Genomic DNA, 13,964 nt, shown 5'->3' with positions numbered 1-13,964 from the left:
TGCCGGCCCGCCCCCCCGCACGGGCCGGGCGGGGGGCGGGGGCCGTCCGCGCGTCCGCCCCCGCCGCCGGGGCCTTCAGCTCCGGAGCCGTCCCGGGCACACGTCGAAGTGGCTCACCCGGCACGTGTCCACCGGGGCGGCGCCGTGCAGGTGCACCGCCGTGCCGTCCCCCGCTATGTACCAGCGTCTGCCGCGCGGCACCCCCGCCACCGGGCGCACCCCCGGCTCGATCGCCACCCACCGGTCGCCCGCCGTGCGGTGCCAGCGAGCCCGGCCCCCGCAGCGCCGGCACGTCATGGGCGAACCCGCGCGCGGCGTCGGTGCCCGCCCGGGGCCGCGGCCGGAGGCGCGCAGGGCCGCCTCGGTCACCGGCAGCACGTCCCCCAGCCGTACCGGGTCGCGGTCCGCCGAGCCCGTGCCCGCCCTCGTACAGGCCGGGCAGAGCGGCATCATCAGCGAAAGGTTCCACTGCGCGCCGGGGGCCTCGCAGGCCGCGCAGGCGGGCGCCGCCGCCGGGCGGGCGGGCGCGGCCCCGGACAGGGCCGCCGAAGTCGTCGTCTCCACCAGTGCACCTCCGGTCACGCGTCGGTCAACGGTGTTTCCTCTCCGTCGATACTCGCAGCCACCACTGACAACGCCGCGTCCCCAACCCCTGCGCCCGGCCGGGCGGCCGCCCGTATGGTGTGGGCATGAGCAGCTCTCCCACCCGCTTCGACCGCGGCCACACCGACGACCTGATGACGTTCCTCACGGCCTCGCCGTCCCCGTACCACGCCGTGGCGACCGCCGCCGAGCGGCTGGAGGAGGCCGGCTTCCGCCGGGTCGAGGAGACCGCCGCGTGGGACGGCGCGGCCGGCGGCAGGTACGTGGTCCGGGGCGGCGCGATCCTCGCGTGGTACGTGCCGGAGGGCGCCGCCCCCCACACCCCGTTCCGGATCGTGGGCGCGCACACCGACTCGCCGAACCTGCGCGTCAAGCCGCGGCCCGACAGCGGCGCGCACGGCTGGCGGCAGGTCGCCGTCGAGATCTACGGCGGGCCCCTGCTGAACTCGTGGCTCGACCGCGACCTGGGCCTCGCCGGGCGGCTCACCCTCCGCGACGGCACCCACCGCCTGGTGAACGTCGACCGGCCGCTGCTGCGCGTCCCGCAGCTCGCCATCCACCTGGACCGGCAGGCCAACGAGGGCCTGAAGCTGGACCGGCAGCGCCACATGCAGCCCGTCTGGGGCCTCGACGACGACGTCCGCGAGGGCGACCTGATCCGTTTCCTCGCCGACGAGGCCGGGCTCGACGCCAAGGACGTCGCCGGCTGGGACCTCATGGTCCACTCCGTGGAGCCCCCCGCCTACCTGGGCCGCGACCGGGAGCTGCTCGCCGCGCCGCGCCTGGACAACCTGCTGTCCGTGCACGCCTGCACCGCCGCGCTCGCCGCCGTCGCCACCGCCGGCGCCCCGCCCGCGCACATCCCCGTCATGGCCGCGTTCGACCACGAGGAGAACGGCTCCGAGTCCGACACGGGCGCGCAGGGCCCGCTCCTCGGCACGGTGCTGGAACGATCCGTCTACGCGCGCGGCGGCACGTACGAGGACCGCGCCCGCGCCTTCGCCGGCACGGTCTGCCTCTCGTCCGACGTGGGCCACGCCGTGCACCCCAACTACGCGGAGCGGCACGACCCTTCGCACCACCCGCGCCCCAACGGCGGCCCCATCCTCAAGGTGAACGTCAACCAGCGGTACGCGACGGACGGCGGTGGCCGCGCGGTGTTCGCGGCGGCGTGCGAGGAGGCCGGCGTGCCGTGGCAGTCGTTCGTCTCCAACAACGACCTGCCGTGCGGTACGACGATCGGCCCGATCACCGCCGCCCGGCACGGCATCCGCACCGTGGACATCGGCGTCGCCTGCCTGTCCATGCACAGCGCGCGCGAGCTGTGCGGCGCCGACGACCCGTACCTGCTCGCCAACGCCCTGACCGCCTTCCTCAAGTGACCGCGCGCCCGGAGGCGTTGCGGGGCCCGCAGCGGGTACCCGCAGTACTCCGGACGAGTTCACACCGAGGAGGCACACCATGGGCCTGGGCGGATGCCTGCTGCTCATCGCCGGAGGCGCGATCCTCACGTTCGCGACCGACTGGGACATCAGCGGATTCAACCTGGACGTAGCCGGCCTGATCATGATGGCGGTCGGCCTGATCGGCGTCGGCGCGTACACGAGCATCGCGCGCCGGCGCAGGGCGGTCGTCCCGCCCGTGGCCCCGGTCATGGAGCCCGACCCGCTCCGCGACGACGGCCGCACGCTCTGACGCCGGTCCCCCGCGAGCGGCGCAAGCGCCCGCGGTGGACGCGGGGTGACGCCGTGTCGGGTCCTGCCGGATGAGGGCCCGCCCCTCGTACGCCGCGCCGGCGGGTCCCGTCGCGGCGGGCCCCGCCGGCGTACGACGCGGTCGACGCGGCGGGAGCGATGACGGTCGGCGCGGCGGGAGCGATGACGGTCGGTGCGGCGGGGGCCGCGGTCACGTCCCGCGCCCGCGGGCCCGGGGCCGCCCGAACGCCGCGTACGGCACCCCCGGCCCGCCACCGGCGACTTACCGGAACGCCCTCCGGCACGGCCCGACAGGCCCGTGCCGGAGGGCGTTCGCGCCGGTGCCGGGCTACGCCTCGTCGAGGCCCGCCAGGATCAGGGGGAGACGGGCGACGCCGCCCTCCTCGACCTTCACCGGAACGCCCCAGTCCTGCTGGTGGACGTGGCAGGCCGGGTACTCGTTCTCCGGGTCGTCGTCGCAGGACGCGGCCATCGCGGAGACGTGCAGGACGCCCTCCGTGACCGCCGGGTCCAGCTTCAGCTCGCGGAACAGGTCCGTGCCGCTGCCCGCGCCGTCCGCCAGCAGCTCCGGCGGCGTCGCCGAGACCAGCAACCGCGTCGACGGCCCGTACCGGTCGTCGAGCTTCTGCCCGGTCGGCGCGCGGAAGACCACGTCCAGCCGGAGCGTGCCGGGCGCGATCGCCGTCGCCTCCCGCTGCGTGCGGTGCGCCACCGCCGCGACCTGCACGGCCTCCTCCGGGAGCCGCAGCCGGGTCAGCCGGTGCCGCGCCGACTCGACGACCACCAGGTCGTCGCCGACGAGGACCGCGTCGCTCGGTTCCCGCAGGTCCGTCGCGAGGGTCGTGACCTCGCCGGTCGCCGGGTCGTAGCGGCGCAGCGCGTGGTTGTACGTGTCGCAGACCGCGACCGAGCCGTCCGGCAGGGCCGTGACGCCCAGCGGGTGCTGGAGCAGCGCCTGGTCCGCGGCGCCGTCCCGGTGCCCGAAGTCGAACAGGCCGGTGCCGACGGCCGTGTGGACGGTGCCCTCGGGGTCGACCCACCGCACGGCGCTCGTCTCCGAGTCCGCGACCCACAGCCGGTCCCCGGCCGCGGCGAGCCCGGACGGCTGCGCGAACCACGCCTCGGTGGCCGGGCCGTCGACGAGGCCCTCGTTGGTCGTGCCGGCGGCGACCTCCACGGTCCCCGCCTCCGGGTCGTACGCCCAGAGCTGGTGGACGCCGGCCATCGCGATCCACACGCGGCCCCGCCACCACGCCACGTCCCACGGCGACGACAGGGCGACCTCGCGGGCCGGGCCCGAGGTGGGGGAGCCCTGCATCCACTGGGCGCCGGTCCCCGCGAGCGTCGTCACCCCGCCGGTCGCCGGGTCCAGGGCGCGCAGCGCGTGGTTCACCGTGTCCGCGACGACGATCCGCCCGTCCGGCAGCGCGCACAGCCCCTGCGGCTCGCTGAACCGCGCCGACCCGGCCGGGCCGTCGACCAGGCCGCGCCGCCCGTCCCCGTACCGGCGCACCACGGTCTCGCCGTCCGCGGCCAGCTCGACGAGCTGGTGGCGGGTCGTGTCGGAGACCAGGAGGCCGCCGGAGTCCAGGGCGAGGGCCTTGCCGGGGAAGCGCAGGTGCGTGGCGACCGGCTCCGGCGGTACGTACGGGCCGTCGCCGCGCCGCAGCGTGCCCTTCGCCCCGTGCTCGGCCTCCAGCTCCGCGACGAGCGTCCCGATGGCCTTGGCGTGGCCCTCGCCCGCGTGCTGGGCGACGACGTACCCCTCCGGGTCGATCACGACCAGCGTCGGCCAGGCCCGCACGGCGTACTGCTTCCAGGTCACCAGCTTCGGGTCGTCCAGCACGGGGTGCTCGACCCCGTACCGCTCGACGGCGTCGACGACGGCCTGGTGCTCGGCCTCGTGCACGAACTTCGGCGAGTGCACACCGATGATCACGACGGTGTCCCGGTGCTTCTCCTCCAGCTCCCGCAGCTCGTCCAGGACGTGCAGGCAGTTGATGCAGCAGAAGGTCCAGAAGTCGAGGATGACGATACGTCCCCGCAGGTCGGCGAGGCTGTACGAGGCTCCGCCCGTGTTGAGCCAGCCCCCCTCGCCCACCAACTCAGGAGCCCGTACCCGAACGCGCCGAGACGCGGAAACGCTTTCGTTCATCCTTCAAGGGTGCCATCCCCGGACGACCGCCCCGCCGCGGCGCCCGCCACCGGCGCCCGCTACCGGGGCCCGGTCGGACCGGCCCCCGGGCGCCGCGGCGCCGTGACGCCCAGCACGCGGTCCCTCAGGGCCGGGAACTGCTCCCGCGTCGACCCGACCCGCGCGGGGTCGAGCTCCACGACCAGCACCTCCTCGCCCCGGCCCGCCTCCCCGAGCACCTCGCCCCACGGGTCCACGACCACGCTGTGCCCCGCCTGCTCGACCCCCGCGTGCGTCCCCGCCGTCCCGCACGCCAGCACGTACGCCTGGTTCTCCACCGCCCGCGCCCGCGCCAGCAGCGACCAGTGCTCGCGCCGCCGGGCGGGCCACCCCGCCGGGACGACGAACGCCGCCGCCCCCGCGTCCACCAGCCCCCGGAACAGCTCGGGGAACCGCAGGTCGTAGCAGGTCGCCAGGCCGAAGGGCAGCTTTGGGCACGGCGCGACCGCCAGCTCGCCGCCCGCCGACATCAGCACCGCCTCGCCCTGGTCGAAGCCGAACCGGTGGATCTTGCGGTACGTCCGGGCCAGCTCCCCGCCCGGGGAGAAGACGAGCGACGTGTTGTACAGCGCGTCCCCGTCGCGCTCGACGAAGGAGCCGGCGTGCAGCCACACCCGCGCGTCCGCCGCCGCGGCGGCCATCGCCTCGTACGTCGGCCCGCGCAGCGGCTCCGCGTCTGTCGCGAACGCCTCGTACGCGAACGCGCCGACCGGCCACAGCTCCGGCAGGACCACCAGGTCCGAGGCCGACTCGTCGCGCACGAGCGCGGCAGCGCGCCGCCGCCGCGCGTCCACCGTTTCGTCCGGGTTGACCGCAATCTGGATCAGAGAGGCGCGCACACTACCACCGTCCTGGCCTTGAAGCCGTCCATACGGGCCTACGATCGTCATACGAAAGAACTGCCGAGGGGCTTGAGGGGAGCGTACTGTTCTCTCCCGGGGGATCTCTCCCCCGAGGACCGCGTCCAGGGGGGACCCCCGGGGCTCCCCGGCAGATGCCACTGCACCCAGCCCGCGTACCAAGCCGCACGAGGGGTCCCGTGACCGTCCATCCCAGCCTCCAGAACTACGCCGACGCCTGGACCCACTCCGTCGAAGCCATATCCGAGCTGGTGCAGCCGCTCGTCGAGGGCGAGTGGAACCGCGCCACCCCGTGTCCCGGCTGGTCGGTCCGGGACATCGTCTCCCATGTCATCGGCATGGAGTGCGAGATGCTGGGCGACCCGCGGCCGATTCACTCCCTGCCCCGCGACCTCTACCACGTGCGCAGTGACTTCGCGCGCTACATGGAGGTGCAGGTCGATGTGCGGCGGCACCACACGGCACCGGAGATGACGGCCGAGCTGGAGTACGTCCTCATCCGCCGCGCCCGCATGCTGCGCAACGAGAGCCGCTCCCCCGACACGTTGGTGCGCGCCCCGCTGGGGGCCGAGCAGAGCCTCGAAGTGGCGTACCGGATGCGCGCCTTCGACGTGTGGGTGCACGAGCAGGACCTGCGCACGGCGCTCGGCAGGCCCGGCAACCTCGACTCGCCCGGCGCGTACGTCACGCGGGACAGTCTGCTCGCCGTCCTGCCGAGGGTCGTCGCGAAGGACGCGGGCGCGCCGCCGAACACGGCGGTCGTCTTCGACGTGAGCGGACCCGTCGAGTTCCTGCGGACGGTCCGCGTCGACGCGGAGGGGCGCGGCACGATCGACGGGACGCCGTCACTGGGGCCGGCCGTGACCCTCGCGACGGACTGGGAGACGTACGTGCGCCTCGCCTGCGGCCGGGTGCGGCCCGCCGCCGTCGCCGACCGGATCAAGGTGGAGGGCGACGAGGACCTGGCCGGCGCCATCCTCGCCCACTTCGCCGTCACGCCGTGACCCCGTCACACCGGGACCCCTCCGCGCCGTGACCCCGGGCCCCCGGGATCCCGTCGTGCCGTGTCGTCTCACGCCGTGATGCCTGACGGGCCACCGGGCGCGGCCCGCGCGCCGCGAGGCGGGCGCCCCCGCGCGCCGGGCCATCACACCGGGACGTGGACCGCCTCCACGCGGCTGGCGACCAGCCGTTCGCGCTCCAGCCGGACCGTGCGGGACCGGAGCCGGAGGATCTGGGCGACCCCGAGCGCCTGGAGGACGAACACCGACGAGAACGCCACCCGGTAGCTGCCCCCGGTCGCGTCCAGCAGGACGCCGACCGCCAGCAGCGTCGTCATCGACGCGGTGAACCCCCCGATGTTGACGATCCCGGACGCCGTGCCCTGCCGCTCCGGCGGGTTCGCGGGCCGCGCGAAGTCGAAGCCGATCATCGACGCCGGTCCGCACGCGCCCAGGACGGCGCACAGCGAGACCAGCAGCCACATCGGCGCCCGGTCCGCCGGGTACGCCACGGTGGCCGCCCACATCAGGGCCGTCACGCCTATGGTGCCCAGCGCCAGGGGGGCGCGGGCCGCGTGGTGGCGGGCGATCAGTTGCCCGTACACGAGGCCCACCACCATGTTGGAGAGCACCACCACCGTCAGCAGCTCACCGGCCCGCCCCCGCGACAGGCCCTGCGCCTCCACCAGGAACGGCATCCCCCACAGCAGCAGGAACACCATGGCGGGGAACTGCGTCGTGAAGTGCACCCACATCCCGAGCCGCGTGCCCGGCTCCCGCCAGGCGCGGGCTATCTGGTGCCGTACGTACGCGGCCCCCGCGTGCCGCACCGGCTCCGGCTCGAAGCCCTTCGGGTGGTCCTCCAGGAACACGACGACCAGCACCAGCACGACCAGCCCCGCCACCGAGCTGCCCGCGAACGTCGCCGTCCAGCCCAGCCCGTCCAGCGTCCGCGCCAGCACGATCGTCGACAGCAGGTTGCCGACGACCCCGAACAACCCGGCGACCTGCACGATCAACGGACCGCGCCGGGCCGGGAACCAGCGGCTGCCCAGCCGCAGCACGGAGATGAACGTCATCGCGTCACCGCACCCCAGCAGCGCCCGGGCCGCCAGCGCCGTCCCGTACGACGGGGAGAGCGCGAAGCCCAGTTGGCCGACCGTGAACAGCACGATGCCCAGGGTCAGGACCTTCCGGGTGCCGAGCCGGTCCACCAGCAGGCCGACGGGTATCTGCATGCCCGCGTAGACCAGCAGTTGGAGTATCGAGAACGCCGACAGCGCGGAGGCGTTGACGTGGAAGCGTTCGGCCGCGTCGAGCCCGGCCACGCCCAGCGACGTGCGGAAGACGACCGCGACGAGGTACACGCAGACGCCGACGCCCCACACGAGGGCCGCCCGGCGGCCACCGGGCGGGTCGGCGGGGAGGGCGGAGGCGGCCGGAGGGGTGGGCGAACTCACCGGTCCTCACCCCGGACCAGCACCTTCACGCGGCTGACGTGGGCGCGCACACAGCGCGCCGCGCCCTCGGCGTCACCGTCGCGCAGCGCCGCCAGGATCTCGGCGTGCTCGGCGATGTTCTTCGCGATGCGGTCGGGATGCGCCTCCATGACGGCGACTCCCATGCGCAGTTGACGGTCCCTCAGTTGGTCGTACAGCTTCGACAGGATCTGGTTCCCGGCGTGGCGGACGATCTCCGCGTGGAAGCAGCGGTCCGACACGGCGACCGCGCGCAGGTCCCCCGCGCGCGCGTGGTGGCGCTGCTCGTCGAGCAGCTCCTCCAGCCGCGCCAGGAGCGGCGCGGACAGCGGCACGGCCTTGCGGACCGCGAACTCCTCGACCAGCAGCCGCGTCTCCACGACGTCCGAGATCTCCTGCGCGGAGACGGCCAGGACCAGGGCGCCCTTCTTGGGGTAGAGCTTGAGCAGCCCCTCCATCTCCAGCTTCAGCAGCGCTTCCCGCACCGGCGTGCGGGACACCCCGACGGCCTGTGCCAACTCCCCTTCGGTGAGGAGCGTCCCGCCCTCGAAACGGCGGTCCAGGACCGCCTCCTTGACGTGGGCGTAGACCCGTTCGGCGGCGGGCGGGGGCGGAGGCGCGGCGGATGACATGGGCACAGCATAGATACAAGTGGGGTGCAACAGGGGGCGCGTCCAGCATGTGGACGTGCGCCCCCCCTGGGCGACCCCCTGGACGGCGACCCCTGGCCGGTGCCCTCCGGGGTGCCCCTCCGCGCCGTGCCGGTGCCCGTGCCCGCCCCGGTACGGCGGAGGGCCGGGCGCGGTGTCGCGCCCGGCCCTCCACCGGGGGGAGCCAGGAGGCCCCCGCTCATCCCCGGACGGACGTCACGCCCAGGTGATCAGGCGCTTGGGGTGCTCCAGGACGGCCGCCACGTCGGCCAGCACCTTCGAGCCCAGCTCGCCGTCGACGAGCCGGTGGTCGAAGGAGAGCGCCAGCGTCGTGACGTGCCGCGGCTTGACCTTGCCCTTGTGCACCCACGGCTGGAGCTTGATCGCGCCGACCGCGAGGATCGCCGACTCGCCGGGGTTGAGGATGGGCGTGCCCGTGTCGACGCCGAAGACGCCGACGTTGGTGATCGTCACCGTGCCGCCCTGCATGGCCGCCGGGGTCGTCCTGCCCTCGCGGGCGGTGGCGACCAGCTCGCCGAGCGCCGCCGCCAGCTCCGGGAGGGTCTTGGCGTGGGCGTCCTTGATGTTCGGCACGATCAGGCCGCGCGGGGTGGCGGCGGCGATGCCCAGGTTGACGTAGTGCTTGACCACGATCTCCTGGGCGGCCTCGTCCCAGGAGGCGTTGATCTCCGGGTGGCGCCGGATCGCGACGAGCAGGGCCTTGGCGACCAGCAGCAGCGGGTTCACCCGCAGCCCCGCCATGTCCTTGTCCGCCTTCAGCTCCTCGACGAGCCGCATGGTGCGGGTCACGTCGACCGTGACGAACTCGGTGACGTGCGGCGCGGTGAACGCCGAACCGACCATGGCCTGCGCCGTGGCCTTCCGTACGCCCTTGATCGGGACGCGGGTCTCCCGCGCCCCGGCCGCGACCGGCCCGGCCGCCGGGGCGGCGGTCTCCGGGGCGGCGGCCGGCGCGGGGGCCTGCGGCTGGGGCCGGGGCTGGGACGGCGCCGGTACGGCCGGGGCCGGCGCGGGGGCCGCCGCCCTGTGCACGTCCTCGCGCGTGATGATCCCGTCCGGGCCGGTCGGGACCACCACTGCCAGGTCCACGCCCAGGTCCTTGGCCAGCTTCCGCACGGGCGGCTTGGCCAGCGGGCGGGCCTGCGGCACCGGCGACACCGGGGCGGGGGCCCGGCCGTTCAGCTCGCCCTGGACCGCCGCGCGGGCGGCCGGGGCGGCACCGGTGGCCGCCGCCTGCTTGCGCGGGCGCCGCTTCGTGGACGACGCGGCCACGCCGTACCCGACGAGGACCGGCTGGCGGCCCTGCGGCTCGGCCTCCGCCTCGGCTCCGGACTCCGGCGCGGCGGGGGCGGGGGCGGGGGCGGGCGCGGGTGCGGCGGCCCCGGGCGCCTCGGGAGCCTCCGGCGCGGCGCCGTCCGGCGCCACGTTCACGGAGATGATGACCTCGCCGACGTCGACCGTCGTGCCCTCGGGGAAGCGCAGCTCGTGCACCACCCCGTCGAACGGGCACGGCAGCTCCACGGCCGCCTTCGCCGTCTCGACCTCGCAGACGACCTGGCCGTCCGTGACGGTGTCGCCGGGCTGGACGTACCACTTGAGGATCTCGGCCTCGGTGAGGCCCTCACCGACGTCCGGCATCTTGAACTCGCGGATCACGGGTGTCCTCCTCAGTACGCCAGCGCGCGGTCGACGGCGTCGAGCACCCGGTCCAGACCCGGCAGGTACTCCTCCTCCAGCCTGGCCGGCGGGTACGGCGCGTGGTACCCGCCCACCCGCAGCACCGGGGCCTCCAGGTGGTAGAAGCACCGCTCGGTGATCCGGGCGGCGATCTCCGCGCCCGAGCCGAAGAACACCGGCGCCTCGTGCACGACGACGAGCCGCCGCGTCCTCTCCACCGACGCCTGCACGGTGTCGAAGTCGATCGGGGAGACCGAGCGCAGGTCGACGACCTCCAGCGACCTGCCCTCCTCGGCGGCGGCCGCGGCGGCCTCCAGGCACACCTTCACCATCGGGCCGTACGCCGCCAGCGTCAGGTCCGTGCCCTCGCGCGCGACGCGGGCCCGGTGCAGCTCGCCGGGGATGGCCTCCGTGTCGACCTCGCCCTTGTCCCAGTAGCGCCGCTTCGGCTCGAAGAAGACCACCGGGTCGTCGCTCTGGATCGCCTGCTGGAGCATCCAGTACGCGTCCGACGGCGTCGAGGGCGAGACCACCTTCAAGCCCGCCACGTGCGCGAAGAGCGCCTCCGGCGACTCGCTGTGGTGCTCGACCGCGCCGATGCCGCCGCCGTACGGGATGCGGACGACGACCGGCAGCTTGACCTTGCCGAGCGCCCGCGCGTGCATCTTCGCGAGCTGCGTGACGATCTGGTCGTACGCGGGGAAGACGAAACCGTCGAACTGGATCTCCACGACCGGGCGGTAGCCGCGCAGGGCCAGGCCGATCGCGGTGCCGACGATGCCGGACTCGGCGAGCGGGGTGTCGATGACCCGCTCCTCGCCGAAGTCCTTCTGCAGGCCGTCGGTCACCCGGAACACCCCGCCGAGCTTGCCGACGTCCTCGCCCATGACGAGGACCTTGGGGTCGGTCTCCAGGGCCTTGCGGAGCGACTCGTTGAGCGCCTTCGCGAGGGGAAGCTTCTGCACCGCCATGATCACTCGACCTCGCCATCCGCGAACGACGCCTGGTACGCGGCGAACTGCGCGCGCTCCTCGTCGACGAGCGCGTGCCCGTCGGCGTACACATGGTCGAACATCGCCATGTCATCGGGGTCCGGCATGGCGCGCACGGCCTCGCGGACGCGCCTGCCGAGCGCCTCGCTCTCCGCCTCCAGCTCCTCGAACCAGGCCGCGTCGGCGTGGCCCTGGGCCTCCAGGTGGCGGCGCAGGCGCAGGATCGGGTCCTTCGCCTCCCAGGCCGCCCGCTCGTCGTCGTGGCGGTAGCGGGTGGGGTCGTCGGACGTCGTGTGGGCGCCCATGCGGTACGTGAACGCCTCGACCAGCGTCGGGCCCTCGCCGCGGCGGGCGCGCTCCAGGGCCCAGCGGGTCACGGCCAGGCAGGCGAGGACGTCGTTGCCGTCGACGCGGACGCCGGGGAAGCCGAAGCCCTGCGCGCGCTGGTACAGCGGCACGCGGGTCTGCTTCTCGGTGGGCTCGGAGATGGCCCACTGGTTGTTCTGGCAGAAGAACACGACGGGGGCGTTGTACACGGCCGAGAACGTGAAAGCCTCCGCGACGTCGCCCTGGCTGGACGCGCCGTCGCCGAAGTACGCGATGACCGCCGAGTCGGCGCCGTCCTTGGCCACGCCCATGGCGTAGCCGGTGGCGTGCAGGGTCTGCGAGCCGATCACGATCGTGTACAGGTGGAAGTTGTTGCCGTTCGGGTCCCAGCCCCCGTGGTTCACCCCGCGGAACATGCCGAGCAGGTTCGTCGGGTCGACCCCGCGGCACCAGGCGACGCCGTGTTCGCGGTAGGTCGGGAAGACGTAGTCGTCGTCGCGCAGGGCCCGGCCCGAACCGATCTGCGCCGCCTCCTGGCCGAGCAGCGAGGCCCACAGGCCCAGCTCGCCCTGGCGCTGGAGGGCGGTGGCCTCACCGTCGAAACGGCGGGTCATCACCATGTCGCGGTACAGGCCGCGCAGCTCCTCGGGGGTGAGGTCGACGTCGTACTCGGGGTGCTGGACCCGCTCGCCCTCTGGCGTCAGCAGCTGTACGAGCGGCGGCTCGGAGTCGGAACTCCGCGGCTTCTTCGCGCGCGCGGCGCGCTTGGTGGCACCGCCCGCGGCGGCTCTGGTGCCGCTGCTGCTGGTGCCGCTGCTGCGTCGCGGCTGGCGCGCGGCAGTGCTGTCCACGGTCACGTGCGTGCTCCTCCGTCTGTCCGGGCTCCCGGGGTCCGCCGGGTGGCCTGGGGTCCCCCCGGGCTCCTCTGGAGCTGGGGGAAGCGGCTCGCCTGGTCCGTACGCGGTGCACGGGGTGGGTGCCCTCGGCCGGAGACAGGCGTGACAGGTGCCCCGGCGAGCGCCCTGTGATAGGCACGTTACCTAGTGCGCAGCAATCCTGCGAAACCCCATCTGACCTGCGATTTTGCTTGGATTTCCAAGTAAATCGAGAAATGCGGGGACAACGCCTGGTCACGCCGTTGGCGCGGTCGGGGCCAACGCACTGGTGACGGCCTCGTGGGCCACCGGAACACCGGCACGTTATCCCGCCCACCCCGGCCTCGGGAAGGGTTCGCGGAAGCGCGATGTGACGCGGGTCATCCCGCCGTGATCTAACATCTGACAGGTGCCGCGCTCATCTGTAACGGCTCCGCCCGCCGCTCCCCACGTGCCCCTCGTCCCCCGGCCGCGCCCCGGCCGCACCGCCTCACAGCCCTCCCCGGGCCCCGCGGCCGCCTCCGCCACCCCCGCCACCGGGGCCCCGGCGGCACCGCCCGCCCCACCCGTGGCCGCCCTGCTGCGCCGCTACCCCCCGTACGGCGAACCGCTCTCCTGCGTACCGGTCACCCAGGGCCTCCTCAACCGGGGCTACCGCCTCACCACCACGCGCGGCACGTTCTTCCTCAAGCAGCACCTGGACGCCCCCACCTCCGACCACGCCACCATCGCCCGCCAGCACCGCGCGACCGAGCGACTGCACGCCCTCGGCGTCCCGGTCGCGCCCGCGCTGCCGGACGCCGAGGGCCGTACGGTCGCCCAGCTCGGCGGCGACTGCTACGCCCTGCACCCCTGGGTCGACGGGCGCCACCGCGACGGCGCCCAGCTCACGGAGGACGGCTCCCGGCGGCTCGGCGCCCTGCTCGGCTTCGTCCACACGTGCCTGGACCGCGTCCTGGGCGTGGCCGGGGTGCACCCGGCGGCGCGCGAGTACGGCAGCGCCGACCCGGAGGACACCTTCCGGCTGATCGACGAGCTGCTGGCGCTGGCCAGGGCGCGGCGGCACCGGGTCGCCTTCGACGAGCTGGCCGAGCACCGGCTGGTGGAGCGCCGCCGCCTGCTGGCCGCGCACGCGCACCGGCGCCCGGCCGCGGCGGCGCCCGCGGCGGGCGGCTGGGTGCACGGGGACTTCCACCCCCTGAACCTGCTGTACCGGGGGGCCGAGCCGGCCGCGATCGTCGACTGGGACCGGCTGGGCGTCCAGCCGCGCGCCGAGGAGGCGGTCCGGGCCGCGATGATCTTCTACGTGCAGCCGGCCGGGCGGCTGGACCTGGCGAAGGTCCGGGCCTACGCGCGCGCGTACCGGCGGGCCGCCGGGGTCGACGCGGCGGAGCTTGCCGCCGCGGTGCACCGCGTGTGGTGGGAGCGGCTCAACGACTTCTGGATACTGCGGTGGCGCTACCAGCGGCACGACAGCAGGGCCGACCCGCAGTTCCCCGCGGTGTCGGCCCTGGCGGTGTGGTGGACCCGCGAGTACGACGCGGTGTGCGACGCGTTCACGGACTGAGACG

The 13,964-nt window shown here is 74.6% G+C and carries 12 protein-coding genes; 4 read left to right on the top strand and 8 right to left on the bottom strand.

Annotated elements, in window-relative coordinates:
- Nucleotides 1-75 precede the first annotated feature (75 nt).
- Nucleotides 76-564: a DUF6083 domain-containing protein gene (locus RND61_RS07845; RefSeq protein WP_315877070.1), complete on the bottom strand. Its 489-nt coding sequence runs from the start codon at nt 562-564 to the stop codon at nt 76-78.
- Nucleotides 565-689: 125 nt separating this feature from the next.
- On the opposite strand from RND61_RS07845, the gene RND61_RS07840 reads away from it, so the two are divergent.
- Both RND61_RS07840 and RND61_RS07835 read left to right on the top strand, forming a co-directional pair.
- Nucleotides 690-1,985, top strand: coding sequence for a M18 family aminopeptidase (locus tag RND61_RS07840; RefSeq protein ID WP_315877069.1), 1,296 nt, complete (start codon nt 690-692; stop codon nt 1,983-1,985).
- A gap of 79 nt (nt 1,986-2,064) precedes the next feature.
- A complete protein-coding gene (locus tag RND61_RS07835; RefSeq protein WP_315877068.1) occupies nt 2,065-2,298 on the top strand; it encodes a hypothetical protein in 234 nt (77 codons plus the stop codon).
- A gap of 348 nt (nt 2,299-2,646) precedes the next feature.
- On the opposite strand, the gene RND61_RS07830 is transcribed toward RND61_RS07835, so the two are convergent.
- Nucleotides 2,647-4,473: an NHL domain-containing thioredoxin family protein gene (locus RND61_RS07830; RefSeq protein WP_315877067.1), complete on the bottom strand. Its 1,827-nt coding sequence runs from the start codon at nt 4,471-4,473 to the stop codon at nt 2,647-2,649.
- Nucleotides 4,474-4,532: 59 nt separating this feature from the next.
- On the bottom strand, nt 4,533-5,351 hold the full coding sequence (locus RND61_RS07825; RefSeq protein ID WP_315877066.1) for a carbon-nitrogen family hydrolase: 819 nt from the start codon (nt 5,349-5,351) through the stop codon (nt 4,533-4,535).
- A 200-nt stretch (nt 5,352-5,551) separates the two neighbouring features.
- Between RND61_RS07825 and RND61_RS07820 the strand changes: the two genes are divergently transcribed.
- Nucleotides 5,552-6,376 carry a maleylpyruvate isomerase family mycothiol-dependent enzyme gene (locus RND61_RS07820; RefSeq protein WP_315877065.1) on the top strand — a complete coding sequence of 275 codons (825 nt, stop codon included), beginning with the start codon at nt 5,552-5,554 and terminating at the stop codon, nt 6,374-6,376.
- 143 nt (nt 6,377-6,519) lie between these two features.
- Here the strand turns inward: RND61_RS07820 and RND61_RS07815 are convergent, their stop codons facing one another.
- The 5 genes from RND61_RS07815 to pdhA form a co-directional block, all read right to left on the bottom strand.
- Complete coding sequence (locus tag RND61_RS07815) at nt 6,520-7,833, bottom strand: MFS transporter (RefSeq protein ID WP_315877064.1); 1,314 nt, start codon at nt 7,831-7,833, stop codon at nt 6,520-6,522.
- The gene (locus tag RND61_RS07810; RefSeq protein ID WP_315877063.1) at nt 7,830-8,483 is read right to left on the bottom strand and encodes a GntR family transcriptional regulator; all 654 of its coding nucleotides are present in this window, start codon (nt 8,481-8,483) and stop codon (nt 7,830-7,832) included. Before RND61_RS07810 ends, RND61_RS07815 begins: the two co-directional genes overlap by 4 nt.
- 234 nt (nt 8,484-8,717) lie before the next feature.
- Nucleotides 8,718-10,160 (bottom strand): dihydrolipoamide acetyltransferase family protein, encoded by a 1,443-nt coding sequence (locus RND61_RS07805; RefSeq protein ID WP_315877077.1) that lies wholly within the window; start codon nt 10,158-10,160, stop codon nt 8,718-8,720.
- A 29-nt stretch (nt 10,161-10,189) separates the two neighbouring features.
- Nucleotides 10,190-11,170, bottom strand: coding sequence for an alpha-ketoacid dehydrogenase subunit beta (locus RND61_RS07800; RefSeq protein ID WP_315877062.1), 981 nt, complete (start codon nt 11,168-11,170; stop codon nt 10,190-10,192).
- A gap of 2 nt (nt 11,171-11,172) precedes the next feature.
- Nucleotides 11,173-12,375 (bottom strand): pyruvate dehydrogenase (acetyl-transferring) E1 component subunit alpha, encoded by a 1,203-nt coding sequence (gene pdhA / locus RND61_RS07795; RefSeq protein WP_315877061.1) that lies wholly within the window; start codon nt 12,373-12,375, stop codon nt 11,173-11,175.
- Nucleotides 12,376-12,961: 586 nt separating this feature from the next.
- On the opposite strand from pdhA, the gene RND61_RS07790 reads away from it, so the two are divergent.
- A complete protein-coding gene (locus RND61_RS07790; RefSeq protein WP_315877076.1) occupies nt 12,962-13,960 on the top strand; it encodes a phosphotransferase in 999 nt (332 codons plus the stop codon).
- The last annotated feature ends 4 nt before the right edge of the window (nt 13,961-13,964 follow it).

The sequence above is a fragment of the Streptomyces tamarix genome, assembly GCF_032423885.1.
GTDB classification, from domain to species: Bacteria; Actinomycetota; Actinomycetes; order Streptomycetales; family Streptomycetaceae; genus Streptomyces; species Streptomyces tamarix.
The sequence above is the reverse complement of the archived record's forward strand: the minus strand, read 5'-3'. Positions and strand labels throughout refer to the sequence as shown.

Bases quoted from the DNA above. Each gene is read 5' to 3' on its own strand.
- RND61_RS07800 (WP_315877062.1), bottom strand. From the start codon at position 11,170: ATGGCGGTGCAGAAGCTTCCCCTCGCGAAGGCGCTCAACGAGTCGCTC.
- RND61_RS07805 (WP_315877077.1), bottom strand. From the start codon at position 10,160: ATGCCGGACGTCGGTGAGGGCCTCACCGAGGCCGAGATCCTCAAGTGG.
- RND61_RS07835 (WP_315877068.1), top strand. From the start codon at position 2,065: ATGGGCCTGGGCGGATGCCTGCTGCTCATCGCCGGAGGCGCGATCCTC.
- RND61_RS07830 (WP_315877067.1), bottom strand. From the start codon at position 4,473: ATGAACGAAAGCGTTTCCGCGTCTCGGCGCGTTCGGGTACGGGCTCCT.
- RND61_RS07840 (WP_315877069.1), top strand. From the start codon at position 690: ATGAGCAGCTCTCCCACCCGCTTCGACCGCGGCCACACCGACGACCTG.
- RND61_RS07810 (WP_315877063.1), bottom strand. From the start codon at position 8,483: ATGTCATCCGCCGCGCCTCCGCCCCCGCCCGCCGCCGAACGGGTCTAC.